The sequence below is a fragment of the Actinomycetota bacterium genome, from assembly GCA_040757835.1.
Lineage (GTDB): Bacteria > Actinomycetota > Geothermincolia > Geothermincolales > RBG-13-55-18 > SURF-21.
The window spans coordinates 44,961-60,025 of the sequence record JBFLWJ010000012.1 but is presented as its reverse complement, the minus strand read 5'-3'; the positions used below and the strand labels follow the sequence as shown (position 1 = coordinate 60,025).

The window sequence follows — 15,065 nt, the reverse complement described above, 5'->3', positions numbered from 1 at the left end:
CATGTTCTTCTTCGCCCACCTCGGTTTCACCGCCGCCCCCGCCGCCCTGGTCTCCACCTGGTGGGGAGAGAACCGCGGCTTCGTGTCAAGGGCGCCGGACCTGAGGTGGCTGCTGGCCGGGGCGGTACTGCCGGACATCATCGACAAGGCGGTGGGGGAAGTCCTCTTCAAGCCCCACTTCGAGAACGGCCGCATCTTCGCCCACACCTTCGCCCTCTCCCTGCTCCTCCTCGTCGCCGGCACCTATGGCCTGAAGAGGCGGGGGGACAGCCGCATCCTCCTTCTGGCCTGCGGGGTGGCCGGCCACCTGGTGCTGGACCGCATTTGGACCGAGGCCGCCACCGCCTGGTGGCCCGCCATGGGGCCCTTCCTGCGCTACCCCTCACAGGGGACCATCATCGAGCAGATCCTTGAGTACCTGCGAGACCCCATGTTCTGGTCCACCGAGATCGCGGGAGCGGCGCTGCTCGTCATCTCCCTGCGCTACCTGGGAGTGAAGAACTGGCGCACCCTCAAGGGCTTCGTGGTTAGCGGTGTCTCGCCCTCCCTGACCCCGTTTGCCTTCCCCCGCGGATGCACATAGAATATGACGCCATGGGAACAGCTTATCTGTTGCGACACGGTGAGACCGACTACCACGTCCAGAAGCGCCTGCTGGGACGCCTGGACGTCGGGCTGAACGAAACCGGGCTCAAGCAGGCCGAGCGCGTGAGGGATTTCTTCGACGGCATGGAGCTGGCTGCCGTCTACTGCAGCCCCCTGCGGCGCTGCCGGGAGACCGCCCGCCCGGTAGCGGAGGCCAACGGCCTGCAGGTACAGGTGATGCAGGGCCTGATGGAGGTGGACATGGGGGAGTGGGACGGCCAGCTCATCGCCGACCTCTTCGCGGAGGAGGGCGAGACGGTTGGCAAGTGGATGCGCAACCCCTCATCTGTGCCAATCCCAGGCGGCGAGGACTTCGGCGCGGTGAGGGAAAGGGTGATGGCTGCCATGCGGGAGATAACCGCCCGCCACCCCGGGAACGAACGCGTCCTGGTCGTGGCCCATGGCGGCCCCATTCGCGGCATCCTCTGCGAGGCGCTGAAGATGGACATCGACGACATGTTCCGCCTGCAGATAGACCTGGCCTCCATCTCCACCGTCAAGTTCTTCGACGGCGGTATCCCGGAGACGGCCATGGTCACGCTGGTCAACGAGACCCAGCACCTCCGTTGAGGAACTGGGCTCGTCTTATTCCCGGAGACATGCCGTGAAGCGGCGGAGGCATATGCACGGGACAAGCCGGATGATGGAGGAGGGACGACATTGCCGGACGCATCGAGTGACACGCTCAAGAACCTGAGCGTCCTCCTCTTTGACCTCGACGGCACCCTGGCCGACACCATCGAGCTCATCATATTCTGCTTCCGCGAGACCCTGCGCATCCTGGAGCTGCCGCCGCGCAGCGACGGACAGATCCTCTCGGAGATCGGGCGTCCCCTGCATCTGCAGGCTCGGGACATCGACCGGGGGCGCGCCGACGAGATATTCTCCCTCTATCAGAACCTCTACTCGCAGCACCACGACGAGATGGTGCGCGAGTTCCCCGGCATCAGGGAATCCCTGGCCGGGCTTCGCGAGAGGGGATACCGGCTGGGGGTGGTGACCTCCAAGCGCGACTTCAGCGCCCTCCCCGATCTCGCGTTCTTCCGCCTGGACGGGTTCTTCGAGGTGGTGATCACCGCCGACGATACCACCCTGCACAAGCCCCACCCCGAACCGGTGCTCGAGGCTCTGGACCGCCTGGCGACCGTGCCCGCGCAGGCCACCTTCATCGGCGACAGCCCATACGACCTGCGCTGCGCCCGCGCCGCCGGCGTGCTCGCGGGAGCGGTGGCCTGGGGACCTTTCGCCCGCGAGACACTGGAGGCGGAGAGGCCGGACTACTGGATACCCGACCCGCCGGCCCTCCTCACCCTCTTCCCCGGCATCTGACCCCATCTGTTTGACACTTGCCCAACGGCGTGATAATTTAATGCACGTCCGCGCGCCGCAAGGCGAGTTTCGCTGTACCCCACAACGCAAAGCGTCTTTCCCGTTCCCGCTGATCCACCACCAAGGCGGATTGCGCTGCTGTGTCCGGAGCACGGGGGAGCGGAGTAAAAGTTTGGTGAAGGGCCTTCCGGGTAAAGGTCCATAAAAACCCCTCCTAGGACGAAAGAGAAGCATCGGAGGGCCCTTGCACCATCCTAGCCTCGCCCGTTTGAGACGGGTGAAATGGTTCAAGCGGCACGATTTTGGAGATAAGTATTAGGACGCGAGGGAAGATACGCTCGAGAGGAGGAACGACATGCCGTATTTCACAGACATCCAGGTATTCTACGACCTGCTCGTGGGGGTGTTCGACGAGTTGATGCAGGACGACGCCATCCGCCAGAAGGCCCTGGACTCCAACCTGCTGGTGAAGTTCGACTACCGTGACCCGGAGGGAGAATACTGGATCGACTGCAGGGGCGACGAGGTCAAGGTATACCCGGGCGGACCTGGGGAGGCATGGGAGCCCGACGCGACCCTCTCCATGGAACTGGACACGGCGCACGCCTTCTGGTGCGGGCAGCTCAACCTGCTGGGGGCCCTCTCCAGCGGCGAGATCGACGCCGAGGGATCGGTGCCCAAGCTGCTCAAGATGCTACCGGTGATCAAGCCCGCCTACGCCATCTATATCGGTCTCCTCAAGAGCAAGGGGCTCGATGACCTGATCATCGAGGAAGATGAAGAGGACTAGCCTAAACATTGCCGTCGGACATCTGGGCGAAATGGCTGGACGAGACGGAGCGTGAGGGCGCGTCGATAGACCGCCAACTGCACATCCTGCGCTCACAGGTGAGGGACCGCGTCGTGCACAAGGCCGGCCTCGCGCTGGGCTCCCGGGTCGTCGATCTCGGGTGCGGCCTGGGATTTCTCTCCCTTGAAGCGGCCAGGATCGTGGGGCCGCAAGGCCTGGTATACGCGGTTGATTCCAGTCCGGGCGCGCTGCGGGAGCTGGCCGGCAGGGCGGAAGAGAAGGGTCTATCAAGCCTGCGTACCCTGCAAGCCGACATCTCCAGGCTCCCCCTGGAGGACGGAGCGGTGGACGCGGTGGTGGCGAGGTCGGTGCTCAGCTACGTCCCGGACCGTCCGGCGGTGTTGCGGGAAGCGGCGCGCGTGCTGCGTCCCGGTGGCGCCATCTCCATCTTCGAGCCGGTGCTCTCCGAGGAGGAGCTCACCATGGACTGGGGTGATGACTCCTACCTGTGGCGGAAGCTGACAGGCATCCTCGCGAGACAGCACCCGGCGTACGACTTCGGGCGGGCTGATATGGTGGAGTTGGTAAGGGAAGCCGGTTTCGTGGAAGTGGACTCTTTCACCTGGCATGCCGACGTGACACGCCGCTACAGCGGGGAGGAGGAGGCCCTGGAAGAGCTCACCGGCAGCCTCCCCGGGGAGCTGTCACTGGCGGTTTGCTGGCACCGGCACGGCGCCAGCGGCGACGAGATATTGAGGGTGGCGAGGAGGCTGGCCGCACAATCGGCCAAACCCTCCTACAGGGACATCCTGCCGTGCGTGTATATCTGGGGCTTCAAACAGTAAGTGGGAGGAAAGAAGGGATGAAAGGTTTTACCACACGCTACCTCGAGGTCGACCTGGGTAGCGGCCAGACACAGATTAAGGAACTCGAGGAGGAGGTCTACCGGAAGTATATAGGGGGCACGGGCATCGGCGCATACCTCTTCGCAAAGGAGCTTGATCCCCTGGTGGACCCTCTCTCGCCCGCTAATCCTCTCATGTTCATAAACGGTCCCCTCACCGGGACCAGTTTTCCCGGCAGCGGCAGGTCCTCGGTGGTGGCAATGTCCCCGCTCACCGGCCTGTGGGGCGAGTGCAACGTGGGCGGGTCCTTCGGCGCGGCGGTGAAGCTGGCCGGCTACGACGGCATCATCTTCAAGGGCAGAGCGGACAAGCCGGTTATGTTCTGGCTGGACGGCGATATGGCGGAGCTGCGCGACGCCTCCCACCTCTGGGGCATGGACGCCTACGAGACCAACGAGCGGCTGCAGGAGGAGCTGAAGGGGAGCGGCGGCAGCGTGCGCACCATGCAGATCGGGCCCGCGGGCGAGAACGGAGTGCGCTTCGCGGCCATCGTCAACGAGATCGGGAGCGTCGCGGGCCGCTGTGGCCTGGGTGCGGTGATGGGCTCCAAGAACCTCAAGGCGGTGGCGGTGCGGGGCGGCGGCAAGATGAAATACGCCGACCCCGAGGCGGCCAAGGCGCTGAGCAAGCGCCTGGCCGAAAAGCTCAAGGGCGGCATCCTGGCCGGCACCCTGCACGAGATGGGGACCAACGGCGCCCTGGACACCGGCATGCTCTCGGGGGACGTGCCGGTGAAGAACTGGAGCGTCGGGGAGTGGCTGGACGCCCTCGATACCCTCAACTCCTTCTACTACAACGACAACATCCTCGTGAAGATAATCGGATGCTACGCATGCAGCGTACGCTGCAAGCGTGTGGTCAAGGTGGAAGAGGGGCCCTTCGCCATGCACGAGCACGCAGGGCCGGAGTACGAGACGGTGTGCATGATGGGGACCAACATCATGAACCCCAGCCTGGAAGCCGTGGCCAAGGCCAATGACCTCTGCAACCGCCTGGGCATGGACACCATCGCCATGGGGGCGGTCATCGCGCTGCTAATGGAGGCCCAGGAGAAAGGCATCGCGAATCCGGACCGCACCGGCTTGGACTTCACGTGGGGCAACATGGAAGCTGCCCTGGAGGCCATCCGCCTCACCTCCGCCCGCGAGGGTTTCGGCGAGAACATGGCCCGGGGTTCCCTGGCCCTGGCCACTGAGCTGGGTGCGCCGGAACTGGCAGTCACCGTACGCGGCCTCGACTTCCCGGCCCACGACCCCCGCGGCTACCACGGCTACGGCCTGGGATACGTCATGAGCGCCCGCGGCGCCTGCCACCTCAACTCCGTCAACCTGCTGGCGGAGGGGGGCATGGGCTCCTGGCCCGAGGTGGGTCTGAAAGGGCCTTTCAAGGGCATGACCAGCAAGGGCAAGGCGGAGCTGACCTGGAAGTGCCTGGCCATCGGACAGCTCTTCAACTCGCTGTGCATGTGCGAGTTCATCGGAGCATTCCTCAACCTGGACGACCAGGTGGAGATGATGCGCGTCGCCACCGGCTTCGACTTCACCCTGGACGAGCTCATGGAATGCGGCTGGCGCATCTGGTACCTGAAGCGGCACATCCTCAACCTGCGTGGTTCCGGGCGCAACGACGACGTGCTGCCGCCCAAGGCCCTGACCCCCACCGAGGACGGGACCAACGCCGGCTCGGTACCCGACATGGAGAGGATGCTCACCGAGATTTACGAACTCGCGGGGCTGGACGAGGAAGGCAGGATCCCCGCCTCCAAGCTCGAGCTGTAATGGGGTCAGCCCCTGACATGTGACATTCTTTGGGTAGAGAGCTGGGGGTCAGCCCCTGACACGTGACATTTTCAGCAAAGAAAGACCTGAAAAGATTACGCCGTTAGGAAAATGTCACATGTCAGGGGCTGACCCCGGCAGGGGAGAGGATGTAGGTGATGCTCGCGGGGTCGTTCTCCCTCCACTCCACGCGTGCCCTCTTTCCCTCGGCGACTTCGTAGAAGGCCGCCAGCCTGCCGGCGATTAGGTACTCGTCGAAGGGGTTGTCCACCCACACCCGTAGGGTGCTGCCGGGCACGTACTCCATGTCCGTGGCCAGCCCCCAGCCGTAGAGGGGGAGCATGGAGAGCATATCCCGCAGCGCCTCGACGCGCTTGTCCTCGTCGAGCCCGGGCTCCATGCCCAGGTCTTCCAGCATCACCAGGGTGTAGTCGCGTTTGGCGTTGACGATGATGGGGATCACCGATTCCCCGAGTTCCTCTATCAGTTCCCGGATGACCAGCCTGGCGGTGGAGCCGTCGAGGTTGATCACGCGGATGCCGCGGCGCCGGTCGATGATCTTGCCCTCGTCCTCCAGCCATTCCAGGTGGCTCAGCTCGGCAGGCAGCCCGCAGCGCGGGCAGGTGTGCAGGTGAAAATCCCCTCCCTTGACAGGTTCGCGCCTGATCTCGAGGCGAGCGGAGATCTCCGGTTTCTCCTCCTCGACCTCCACCCTGAGCAGGTAGCTCCCGTTTTCCTTCTTCCAGAACGAGCGGAACGGCTTCTTCTCCAGGGCCTCGAACGCTCCCGCCACCACCGCGGCCATGAGGTCGAGATCGAAGGGGTTGTGCATGCGTGCCAGCCCGTACCTGCCGGAGTGGTAAGCCACCGTCTTCGAGTTGGCGGTGCCCGTCTCCCGCGCCAGGTTGTTGAAATAGTGCACCGCCGCCCTGCGGAAGATGGGGATGCGTGCGACCGTCCTCAGGAAAGGGCCCTTGAGAAAACCCTCGACGGTTACGCGCACCGAGTTGCGCTCGGCCTCGTAGAAGATGCGGTTGACGGGGAAATCCAGGCCACTAGAGATTCGTCGCCTCAGCTCGGGCAGGAAGTCTGCCTCCATGAACACGTGCCGGACACCGGGCAAGCGTTTATTGACGATGGTGCCGTTGGTCTCCCACCTGTGTATGCGGCTGATGCGGCGGGGTATGCCGCACAGCTTGCAGCGGCGGTACTTCACTCACCCTCCCTGTCTTTGCGTCCTCTGTTTGCGTCCCCAACCTATACGACACAATGGAGACGGATGCACTCCTCTCGCCTGTAATTACGGCATATAAGACGCGACCTTTAGACTTTCCCGGGAAACGGTAAGCCTCTCTCGGGAACCGGTACGTTTGAGGCAAACCACGGAGCCGGATCCGCCGCATGTCCCGGGATCGCCCCTGCAGCTTGCGGCCTCACACTCTCAATAACGCCGTTCCGCCTGGGTGATTACACTACATCACGCCCGAGACACGTTCGGGGTCAACCCCGGTCCGTGCCACCCCGGCAGTCACTTGAATCGACTGCGGGCAGCGCAGCGATCCCGGGGTTGCCGCATCACCAGGACAGGTTACTTAGCCCAGGAGGTTGGCCACGTAGAGGGCGCTCCCGGCGGCTTGCTCGGTGCCGATGCCGCGCGCTCCCGCGTCCGTGCCCACCAGCCACAGGTCCTTCACCGGTGTCCAGGGCTTGGGCTTGTGCACTCCGGTCTGGCCCACGCACTGGGCCAGGCCGATGCATTCTCCCGTGGGCTTTCCGGTGATTGAGGCGGTGTGGGCGATGTGGGTGCGCATCTTCCACTCGATGTGGGTTGCCATCTGTGGGAAGATCGCCTGCAGCCTCTCCTCCCCGCGGTCCAGGAGCCTCTCGCAATGGGCGATGTTTTCCTTGTTTACCTCGATGGGAGCCACCACCCCGCAGATGACCAGCTGCTTGCCGGGGGGCGCCGCGTATGGGTCCCATTCCGAGGGGATGGGGGTGAAGAGGAAGATGTCGTCGGGCACCGTGCCCTCCTCGACGTAGTCGAACATGTGGTCCGGGTCCACCGCGGGGATGCTGAAGAAGCCGGGCGCGGGGATGTCGACCACGCGGCGGTCCAGGCCGTACTTGGTGGTGATGTAGGCGTAGGAGTACTTGAGCCCCTTAACGTAGGAGACGTAGTCGGCGGGGAAGCTCTCCTCGCCGGCCATCTCCAGGGTGCGCTTGATGCCGGCGTTGGAGATGACGATGTCCGCGGCTATCTCCTCGCCCTCCGAGGTCACCACCCCGCGGACCTTACCGTCGCGCACGGTTATGCTGGTTACCTCGCAGCCCAGGCGCACCTCACCGCCGTTGCGCGCAAGAGCGCGCAGGAACGCGCCGGGTATCTCGCGCGAGCCGCCGCGGGGCACGCCCAGGGTCCGCTTGCGGAAGGTGTTGGCGAAGCACCACATGAACTCGCCCGCGCTCAGCTCGCTGAACGGGATCACGGTGAATAGGGTGGAGAGCGCGGAGATGCCCTGCAGCGGGAAGGTCTCGTCGGTGATGCGGTGCAGGAACTCCTGCAGGGTGATCTCGTCCAGCTCCGCCAGGTAGGAGGGGTTGAGCGTGGCGATCTTCGCCACCGCGCGCAGGGTCTCCAGGGGTGAGTTCTTCTTTGCGGCGCGGTATACCTCGCGGTCCAGCTCCTTGCTCATCTTACCGGGGGTGATCTTCTCCGCGATTACGTCCCTGGCGATGCGCATGTTGGTGGCGAGGTTCGTGAGGGCGGCGCGGGGGTCGAAGAGGCTCTGGTACAGGTTGAGGCGGTATTTTCCCGCCACCAGCAGGTGCTCGCTGGGGTTGGCGGTACACCACTCCAGGTCGCCCCGCACCAGGCGGTTGACGTCGCCGAACTGGCCGGATGGGCCCATGGAGAACATGTGCACCCCGGAGTCGACCACGTAGCCGTCGCGCGTAAACGACCAGCACTTACCGCCATAGAACTCGTTGCGGTCCAGCAGGGTCACGCTGTAGCCGCGCGCCTGCAGCAGGGCGGCCACGCTGGACCCCCCTGGTCCCGAACCGATCACCAGGACCTTCTTTCCCTCTCCCGCCATCTCACACACCTCCATTGATCTGTGGGGTCAGGTCTTGTTTTTTGATCGCCAAGACTCGATGCCGTTCCTAAAAGGCCTGCATATTGAAGGGTAAATTGCTATAAAATGGAAATACATACTCCGGTATCCAAAATCCAAGACCTGACCCCTTGCACTTCTATTTGGGAAGGCAGCGGTATCCGGGCACGCCTTCCTTGATCACTTTCGGAATCAGCCCTATGCGCTCGAAGTTCTTGAAGGCCATCCAGAACGCGAGCATGCTCAAGCGCCGTGGCTGCAGCTGCATGGCGCGCGAGAGCAGGTACGCCACCGGGAACACCGAGACGCACTTGCGAAACTCCTGCCAGGCGCGCTCCTTGTCCTCTATGGCCATGGCGGCGATGCGCCCCGAGACCAGCGCCCCGTGCAGACCGAAGAAGGCCACGGGGTCCATGGCACCGGCCAGGGTCCCGGCCAGGATCTTGCTGCCGACGTAGATGCGCGGGGTATGGATCGACGCGGCCGGTACAGGGAAGGTGAAGCTGTTCCATTCCGGCACCTCGAAGCCGTCGAAGCTCGCCACGTGCTCCGCGAAACGGTCCCTGCCCGTAAGGGATATCGGCCGCAGGCGGTTGAAGAGGTGCACGTAGCGTATGCCGCGGAAGGCCGAGGTGTAACCGTAATCGCTGGTGTAGGTGTCGTGGAACATGTGTACGTAGTTGAGGTCCGGATCGCAGGTCCCCTTGTAGGTGAAATGATGGGAGGTGAGGTAGGGGACGCCGAGGGCGTCGAACCCCTCGAAATGTAGCCCGGTCGCAACGATGGTGTTGGGCGGCAGCTGGGCCATGTCCTCGCGGGACTGCACCGGCGTCCCGAAGCGCACCTCCACCCCGGTCTCCCTCGCCAGTTCGTGGAGATGGCTGTCCAGGCTGGTGGAGCGGGGACCACGCTCGAAGAAGATGCCGTTGATGCGCGAGGCATCCACCTTCAGCTCTCTCCCCCCCACGATCTCGCTCATGTTCCTGATGGGCTCCACGCCCGGCGTGATCTCGAAACCCACGTACTCCTGCAACGCTTCCAGTCGCAGGGGACTGCCCTGTCCGGATGGGTGGTAGAGAGCGGAGCCCCCGGGACGCTCCTCCCGCTCAAGCACAACCACATCATGGCCGCGCCTGCCCAGGTTTATGGCGGCGGTCATGCCCGCCAGCCCGCCCCCAACGATGGTCACCTCAGCCATTTTTGTCCTCCTCATCCCTGTTTCTGACTCCGTGTCGAAAATATATTATAGCCTTCTACCTGGATAAACACAAACTTCCCAGCTACCGACCGATTGACACCTGACCCCGTCGGCCATATAATCAATTCGGCTGTGTATGACTGACCAGTCGTTCACTATAACATATATAATATATCGGGAATGTATGCAAATCCGGCTTGATGGCAACACTGTTTGAGAGGCCCTTCCCCTGCGCGGAGCGGCCCGCGGTTAAGGCAAGGAGGTAGGTCGATGGCAGTGGCGGATATTACCGGCGAACTCGCGGAGTTCGTGGGCAAAGACAATGTCAAGACGGGGGCCGCGGCGCTCGCGCCCTATTTCGCGGACCCGGTGAAGGAGACCGGCCTGGTTCTGGTGAGGCCGGCGGACGAGTACGAACTGGCGGAGGTGGCGGACGCGGCGGACAGGGCGAAGATGCCCCTCTTTTCGGTGCGCCGGGAGAAGATGGACAACGGCCTCGCCTCCCGCAAGGGTCTGCTCATAGACCTCTCGCGCATGGACTCCATCAAGGAACTTGACCGGCGCAACCTAATGGCCCACATCTTCGCCGGTGTCACCTACGAGCAGCTGGACAAGGAGCTGCGCAAGATGGGCTGCAAGGTGCTCAATCCCGCCAACGCGACCTCGCGCTCCGTCCTGCGCTCCTATCTCGACCGCGACGTCTTGAACGGCAACGCGGTCTACCGCTTCCCCAACCTGTCCATCTTTCACGCCGTGCTCTCGGACGGGCGCATCTGGGTGTCCGGCTCGCAGCAGATGACCGCCGAAGGCATCGCCGACTTCCGCGAGGACCAGGGGCCGCAGTTCTCCCTCTTCTTCGGCGCCTCGGAAGATATCTTCGGCATCCCTTACTACGCCATCGTCTACATCTACCCCATCAGGGAGAAGCGGCGCGTCCTCCTCTTCGGCTTCGACGAGCTGGAGCCGGCGGCGCAACTGGCCTACAAGGTGAACCGCGAAGAGCACTGTTTCGAGTGCGTGACCGCCAACTCCCGCTACCTCTCGGTGCTGCTCGGCAAGGACGCGGGCGCGGCGGCCTCCCTGCGGGAGAAGCTCCCCCCCTGGACCACGGCCATCAGCATCGAGCACCACACCGAACTGGTGGACCTGTGGGAGAAGTACGTGCGCGCGGACGCCGAGTCCTCCGGGGCGAAGGAGATCGACGGCGAACTCGCGCAGATGATGGACGACAAGTTCCAGAAACCCTGGTACATCTTCGACCGCGATTACCTCAGGGGACGCACCACCTTCATCGAGCATTATGATTTCTATAAGCGCGCTCCGGGCCTGCTGGCCGCGGTGCGCGATATCGCGCAGTCCAAGGGTTACGCGGCGGACGAGGTGGGCCAGGCGCTCATCCCCACCTACTTCGGAGCGTCCTGCTACTGCGAGAGCGACCTCTACTTCGACCCCGCGGACGAGGCGGAGGCGGCGGAGGCGGCGGACATCTACCGCTCCTCCTATGCCAAGCTCATCGACGAGCGCAGCTTCATAGACCGTCCCACCGGAGAGGCGGCGAAGATGGTCTACGGGCGCGCCGACGCGGGTTTCCTGAAGATCCTCAAGACCTTCAAGAACGTCATCGACCCCTCGGGCCTCATGAACCCCGAGCAACTGCTGGAGGGGGTGTAGGAGATGAAAAAGAGGATAACCGCTCCCCGCGAGGTGCTGCACGAGCTTCAGCAGGACTACTTCATTTGCACCAAGTGCAAGATATGCCAGGGGGTGCACGTGCAGTTCTGCCCCGAGGCACGCTTCTGGCGCAACTGCCCGTCCGGCACCCGCTTCCGCTGGGACGCCTACTACGCCTCGGGCAAGATGGAGATCGCCCGCGGCCTGCACATCAACGAGATCGAGCCCACGGACTCCATGCAGCACATCCTCTACACCTGCATGCTGTGTTCGTCCTGCCAGGAGCAGTGCTACGAGGTGAAGCAGCTCCATCCCACCCGCGTCTTCGAGCTCATGCGTGAAAAAGCGGTGCGCGAGGGCTGGGGCCCCCTGCCCGAGCACGCGGCCCTGGCCGAGAGCCTCGAGAAGAACGACAACCCCTTCGGCGCCGACAAGGGGAAGCGCGGCGACTGGGCCGAGGGCCTGGCGCTGAAGAAGCTGCCCGGCGATAAGGCCGAGGTGCTCTTCTACGCCGGCGACGCCTACACCAGCGACCCCGCCCTGCGCCACGCCGTACGCGCCGCGGCCCAGGCGCTGCTGGAGGCGGGCCTCGACGTGGGCACCCTGGGCGCTGACGAGATCAGCGACGGCTCCCTCATGCTCATGATCGGCGACCGCGATTTCTTCGAGGAATACGCGGCCGCGAACATAGAGACCTTCAACTCCCTGGGCGTAAAGACCATCGTCACCCCGGATACCCACGCGGCCTGGGTGTTCAAGGAGGAATACTCGCGCCTGCTGGACCCCGGCATCACCGTCTACCAGATCAGCCAGCAACTGTCGCGCCTGCTCAAGAAGGGCGCCCTGGCGCCGCAGAAGGAAGTGGCCCTGAAGGCCGTCTACCACGACCCCTGCAAGCTGGGGCGGCGCTTCGACATCTACGAGGCGCCGCGCAAGGTGCTGCGGGCGATCCCCGGCCTGGAACTGCTGGAGTTCCCGCGCGCCACCTTCAACTCCCTCTGCTGCGGCGGCGGGGGCGGGGTGCGTTACGCCATGCCGGACTACGCGCTGGCGACGGCCAGGGAGCGCCTCTTCGAGGCGGAGTGGACGGGCGCCGAGGCCATCATCACCACCTGCCCCTACTGCGTGCAGATGTTCAACCAGGCGGTGGAGGCTACGGGGAGCAAGATGAAGGTCTACGACCTGGCCGAGGTCTTACTGGAATCGCTGGGGAAGGAGGTGTAGGGATATGTGGACAAAGGACATCGCCAAGGAGATCAAGGAAAGGCGCATCTCCGGCATCATCATGCAGCACGAGGTGGAGCCCCGGCACAACCGGCCGGAGAGCATAGCCCGCGCCAAGGAGATGCTCAGCGAGATACTGGGCTCCGAGTGGGTGACCGACGACCCGGTGATCCTCATCGGGTACTCGCGCGACCAGGGGCCGCTGCCGGCCACCTATCCCCATCTCGTGGTCATGCCCGAGAGCACCGAGGAGGTGGCGGAGGTCTACCGCATCGCCAACGAATGCGAGGTGGACGTCATCCCCATGGGCACCGGGCTCACCACCATGGGCCTGCACATCCCCCTCTACGGTGGCATCATCATGGACCTGCGGCGCATGGACAAGGTGCTGGAGATCGACGGTGAGAACTGCTATATGATCATCCAGCCCGGGGTCAACTACCTGGTAGCCCAGGTGGAGGCCCAGAAGGTGGGATGCCGCGTGCTCAACCCCTCGACGGCGGCCACGGCCGGGGTCATCTCCAACCACGCCTTCTGCAACATCAACACCCTGGCCTCCAAGTACGGCTTCGGTATCGACAACATAATCGACATGACCATGGTAATGCCAGACGGCACCATCCTCAGGACGGGGCCGGCCGCCTACGGTGCGGTGAAGGCCCATGTGCCCGGGCCGGGACCGGACATGGCCTCGCTCTTCCGCTACGCCTTCGGGCAGTTGGGCACGGTCACCGAGATGACCCTGCGCATCTACCCCGAGGCCGAGCATATCTACCAGATCTTCCCCGCCTACGAGAAGGACGACCTGCAGTGTGTCATCGACGTCCTCTACAAGGTGGCCAACGAGAACCTCACCCTGGAGCTGGCCCACATGCAGAACTCATTCTTCGGCATCTTCGTGGGGGCGACCAACCAGCAAGCCAGCGCGCTGGCGGGGGCCTTCCCGCGCAACAACCTCTTCTCCATCTTCGCCGGCGCGACCATGGAGGAGGCCATGCTCAAGGCAGAGGTCTTCAAGAAGGTCATCCTGGAGATAGACGACAGCTGGGAGTTCCTCCCCGTGGACGCCATGGAGGACCTGGTGGGCGACCTGCGCAGCGTGAACATGGACCGCTGGCAGAAGTTCTTCAACGTCACAGTGCGCGTGATGCGGGTGCGCGGCTCCTTCCTCATCGGCGCCCTCATCGGCCACCTGGACAACTTCCTGGAGGCCGAGCGCAGGATGCGCATAGAGACCACCAACCAGACCGGGCACACCGAGGACAACCTGCCGCCCGATGACGCCTCTACCTACCTGCAGCCCTACCACATGGGACGCTCGGCGTACATGGAGTACGACCTCTATTCCAACCAGGGCGACAAGGACGACAACATGCGCATGTTCATGACCTATATGCGGGCCATGATGGCCGGGATCCTGGGCGAGGGCCTGGTGCTCGCCTGCGGCGCCATCCCGCTCAACAAGGGCATGGCCCTGCCGCTGCCAGAGGGCATGCCCACCCTGGACGACCTGATGACCCTCGCCATGCCCAACGCGACGGCCTTCACCGACGCCATGGTGGCCTTCAAGATGGCGGTGGACCCCAACAACATCGCCGCGCGCAGGTGGGACTACGATACCGGGCTATGCAAGAAGCTCAGCCTGTAAGTAAAGACGGGCGCCGGCGCGGCGTCCGGCAAGGATGGCGAAGCCGGGCCGGCGGGCCTGGCGGTGCCGGCTAGGCGGCCGGCAGGGAGCGGAGGAGGTGGTTCCATAGAGGGTTGACGGGTCCGGGAAACGGGGACAGCGGACCATGGCGGCGCGCGGACACGTCGCCGGAACGAGCCCCATCCCGGCGAGGCCGGAAAACGGCGTTTCTGGGTAAAATGATGCCGCCGGCCGGCCGCAGGGACCGGCGGGCGGCTCAACCCGGTGTCGAGCTGGTCACTTTCGGAGGGGGCAGGACACGAAGGGGGGACCATGGCAGAGGTTACCATCGTTGGAGCGGGCCTGGCCGGCCTGGTGGCGGCGGTCAACTGCGCGCGCGCCGGTCATAAGGTGAAGGTGCTGGAGAAGTTCGACCGCATCGGCGGAGATCCCTACATCCGTCCCGCGGTGGACGTCACGCCCATGCATCCCGACCGGCTGGGGCGTTTCGTCGGCATCGAGCTCGAACCCCCATATGTAACGCCCACGCAGGAGTTCCCCATCTACGTCTACGGCAAGCCCCACGTCATCCCCGGCTGGCAGCTCTACCTGCAGTCCGTGGAGAGGGGCTCCCGTTCCACCTCCATCGACACCCTGCTCTACGAGGCGGCGCTGGCCGCGGGGGCCGAGTTCGAGTTCGGGGTGTCCGTCGACTCACAGGGAGACTTCGCCCAGCTCCCCCCCAGTACCATCGTGGCCACCGGCCTGCACATCGAGCCGTTCCT

The 15,065-nt window shown here is 64.3% G+C and carries 12 protein-coding genes and 1 pseudogene; 10 read left to right on the top strand and 3 right to left on the bottom strand.

What is annotated here, in order from left to right:
• Nucleotide 1 precedes the first annotated feature (1 nt).
• The 6 genes from AB1384_10550 to AB1384_10525 all read left to right on the top strand — a co-directional run bounded on the left by AB1384_10550 (nucleotide 2) and on the right by AB1384_10525 (nucleotide 5,447).
• Entirely contained in the window at nucleotides 2-583 is a 582-nt protein-coding gene (locus AB1384_10550; protein ID MEW6554711.1) for a metal-dependent hydrolase, read from the top strand.
• 11 nt (nucleotides 584-594) lie between these two features.
• Entirely contained in the window at nucleotides 595-1,215 is a 621-nt protein-coding gene (locus AB1384_10545; protein MEW6554710.1) for a histidine phosphatase family protein, read from the top strand.
• Nucleotides 1,216-1,305: 90 nt separating this feature from the next.
• Nucleotides 1,306-1,974, top strand: a complete 669-nt coding sequence (locus AB1384_10540; GenBank protein ID MEW6554709.1) for an HAD-IA family hydrolase — start codon at nucleotides 1,306-1,308, stop codon at nucleotides 1,972-1,974.
• A 355-nt stretch (nucleotides 1,975-2,329) separates the two neighbouring features.
• Nucleotides 2,330-2,764, top strand: coding sequence for an SCP2 sterol-binding domain-containing protein (locus AB1384_10535; GenBank protein ID MEW6554708.1), 435 nt, complete (start codon nucleotides 2,330-2,332; stop codon nucleotides 2,762-2,764).
• A gap of 8 nt (nucleotides 2,765-2,772) precedes the next feature.
• Nucleotides 2,773-3,609, top strand: a complete 837-nt coding sequence (locus AB1384_10530) for a methyltransferase domain-containing protein (GenBank protein ID MEW6554707.1) — start codon at nucleotides 2,773-2,775, stop codon at nucleotides 3,607-3,609.
• A 17-nt stretch (nucleotides 3,610-3,626) separates the two neighbouring features.
• A complete protein-coding gene (locus AB1384_10525; GenBank protein ID MEW6554706.1) occupies nucleotides 3,627-5,447 on the top strand; it encodes an aldehyde ferredoxin oxidoreductase family protein in 1,821 nt (606 codons plus the stop codon).
• Between the two features lie 121 nt (nucleotides 5,448-5,568).
• On the opposite strand, the gene AB1384_10520 is transcribed toward AB1384_10525, so the two are convergent.
• The 3 genes from AB1384_10520 to AB1384_10510 all read right to left on the bottom strand — a co-directional run bounded on the left by AB1384_10520 (nucleotide 5,569) and on the right by AB1384_10510 (nucleotide 9,758).
• The gene (locus AB1384_10520) at nucleotides 5,569-6,663 is read right to left on the bottom strand and encodes a hypothetical protein (protein ID MEW6554705.1); all 1,095 of its coding nucleotides are present in this window, start codon (nucleotides 6,661-6,663) and stop codon (nucleotides 5,569-5,571) included.
• Nucleotides 6,664-7,039: 376 nt separating this feature from the next.
• Nucleotides 7,040-8,542, bottom strand: coding sequence for an NAD(P)/FAD-dependent oxidoreductase (locus AB1384_10515; GenBank protein MEW6554704.1), 1,503 nt, complete (start codon nucleotides 8,540-8,542; stop codon nucleotides 7,040-7,042).
• Nucleotides 8,543-8,699: 157 nt separating this feature from the next.
• On the bottom strand, nucleotides 8,700-9,758 hold the full coding sequence (locus AB1384_10510) for an FAD-dependent oxidoreductase (protein ID MEW6554703.1): 1,059 nt from the start codon (nucleotides 9,756-9,758) through the stop codon (nucleotides 8,700-8,702).
• A 270-nt stretch (nucleotides 9,759-10,028) separates the two neighbouring features.
• Here AB1384_10510 and AB1384_10505 point away from each other — a divergent pair, with 270 nt between their 5' ends.
• The 4 genes and pseudogenes from AB1384_10505 (at nucleotide 10,029) to AB1384_10490 (ending at nucleotide 14,727) form a co-directional block, all read left to right on the top strand.
• Complete coding sequence (locus tag AB1384_10505; protein MEW6554702.1) at nucleotides 10,029-11,429, top strand: FAD-binding protein; 1,401 nt, start codon at nucleotides 10,029-10,031, stop codon at nucleotides 11,427-11,429.
• 3 nt (nucleotides 11,430-11,432) lie between these two features.
• On the top strand, nucleotides 11,433-12,653 hold the full coding sequence (locus AB1384_10500) for a (Fe-S)-binding protein (GenBank protein MEW6554701.1): 1,221 nt from the start codon (nucleotides 11,433-11,435) through the stop codon (nucleotides 12,651-12,653).
• Between the two features lie 4 nt (nucleotides 12,654-12,657).
• Entirely contained in the window at nucleotides 12,658-14,301 is a 1,644-nt protein-coding gene (locus tag AB1384_10495) for an FAD-binding oxidoreductase (protein ID MEW6554700.1), read from the top strand.
• Between the two features lie 312 nt (nucleotides 14,302-14,613).
• Nucleotides 14,614-14,727 (top strand): annotated as a pseudogene (locus AB1384_10490) (FAD-dependent oxidoreductase).
• The last annotated feature ends 338 nt before the right edge of the window (nucleotides 14,728-15,065 follow it).

Excerpts from the sequence above, each read along its gene's own strand:
- AB1384_10550 (MEW6554711.1), top strand. The coding sequence starts at position 2 with ATGTTCTTCTTCGCCCACCTCGGTTTCACCGCCGCCCCCGCCGCCCTG.
- AB1384_10545 (MEW6554710.1), top strand. The coding sequence starts at position 595 with ATGGGAACAGCTTATCTGTTGCGACACGGTGAGACCGACTACCACGTC.
- AB1384_10535 (MEW6554708.1), top strand. The coding sequence starts at position 2,330 with ATGCCGTATTTCACAGACATCCAGGTATTCTACGACCTGCTCGTGGGG.
- AB1384_10525 (MEW6554706.1), top strand. The coding sequence starts at position 3,627 with ATGAAAGGTTTTACCACACGCTACCTCGAGGTCGACCTGGGTAGCGGC.
- AB1384_10515 (MEW6554704.1), bottom strand. The coding sequence starts at position 8,542 with ATGGCGGGAGAGGGAAAGAAGGTCCTGGTGATCGGTTCGGGACCAGGG.
- AB1384_10510 (MEW6554703.1), bottom strand. The coding sequence starts at position 9,758 with ATGGCTGAGGTGACCATCGTTGGGGGCGGGCTGGCGGGCATGACCGCC.
- AB1384_10505 (MEW6554702.1), top strand. The coding sequence starts at position 10,029 with ATGGCAGTGGCGGATATTACCGGCGAACTCGCGGAGTTCGTGGGCAAA.
- AB1384_10500 (MEW6554701.1), top strand. The coding sequence starts at position 11,433 with ATGAAAAAGAGGATAACCGCTCCCCGCGAGGTGCTGCACGAGCTTCAG.
- AB1384_10495 (MEW6554700.1), top strand. The coding sequence starts at position 12,658 with ATGTGGACAAAGGACATCGCCAAGGAGATCAAGGAAAGGCGCATCTCC.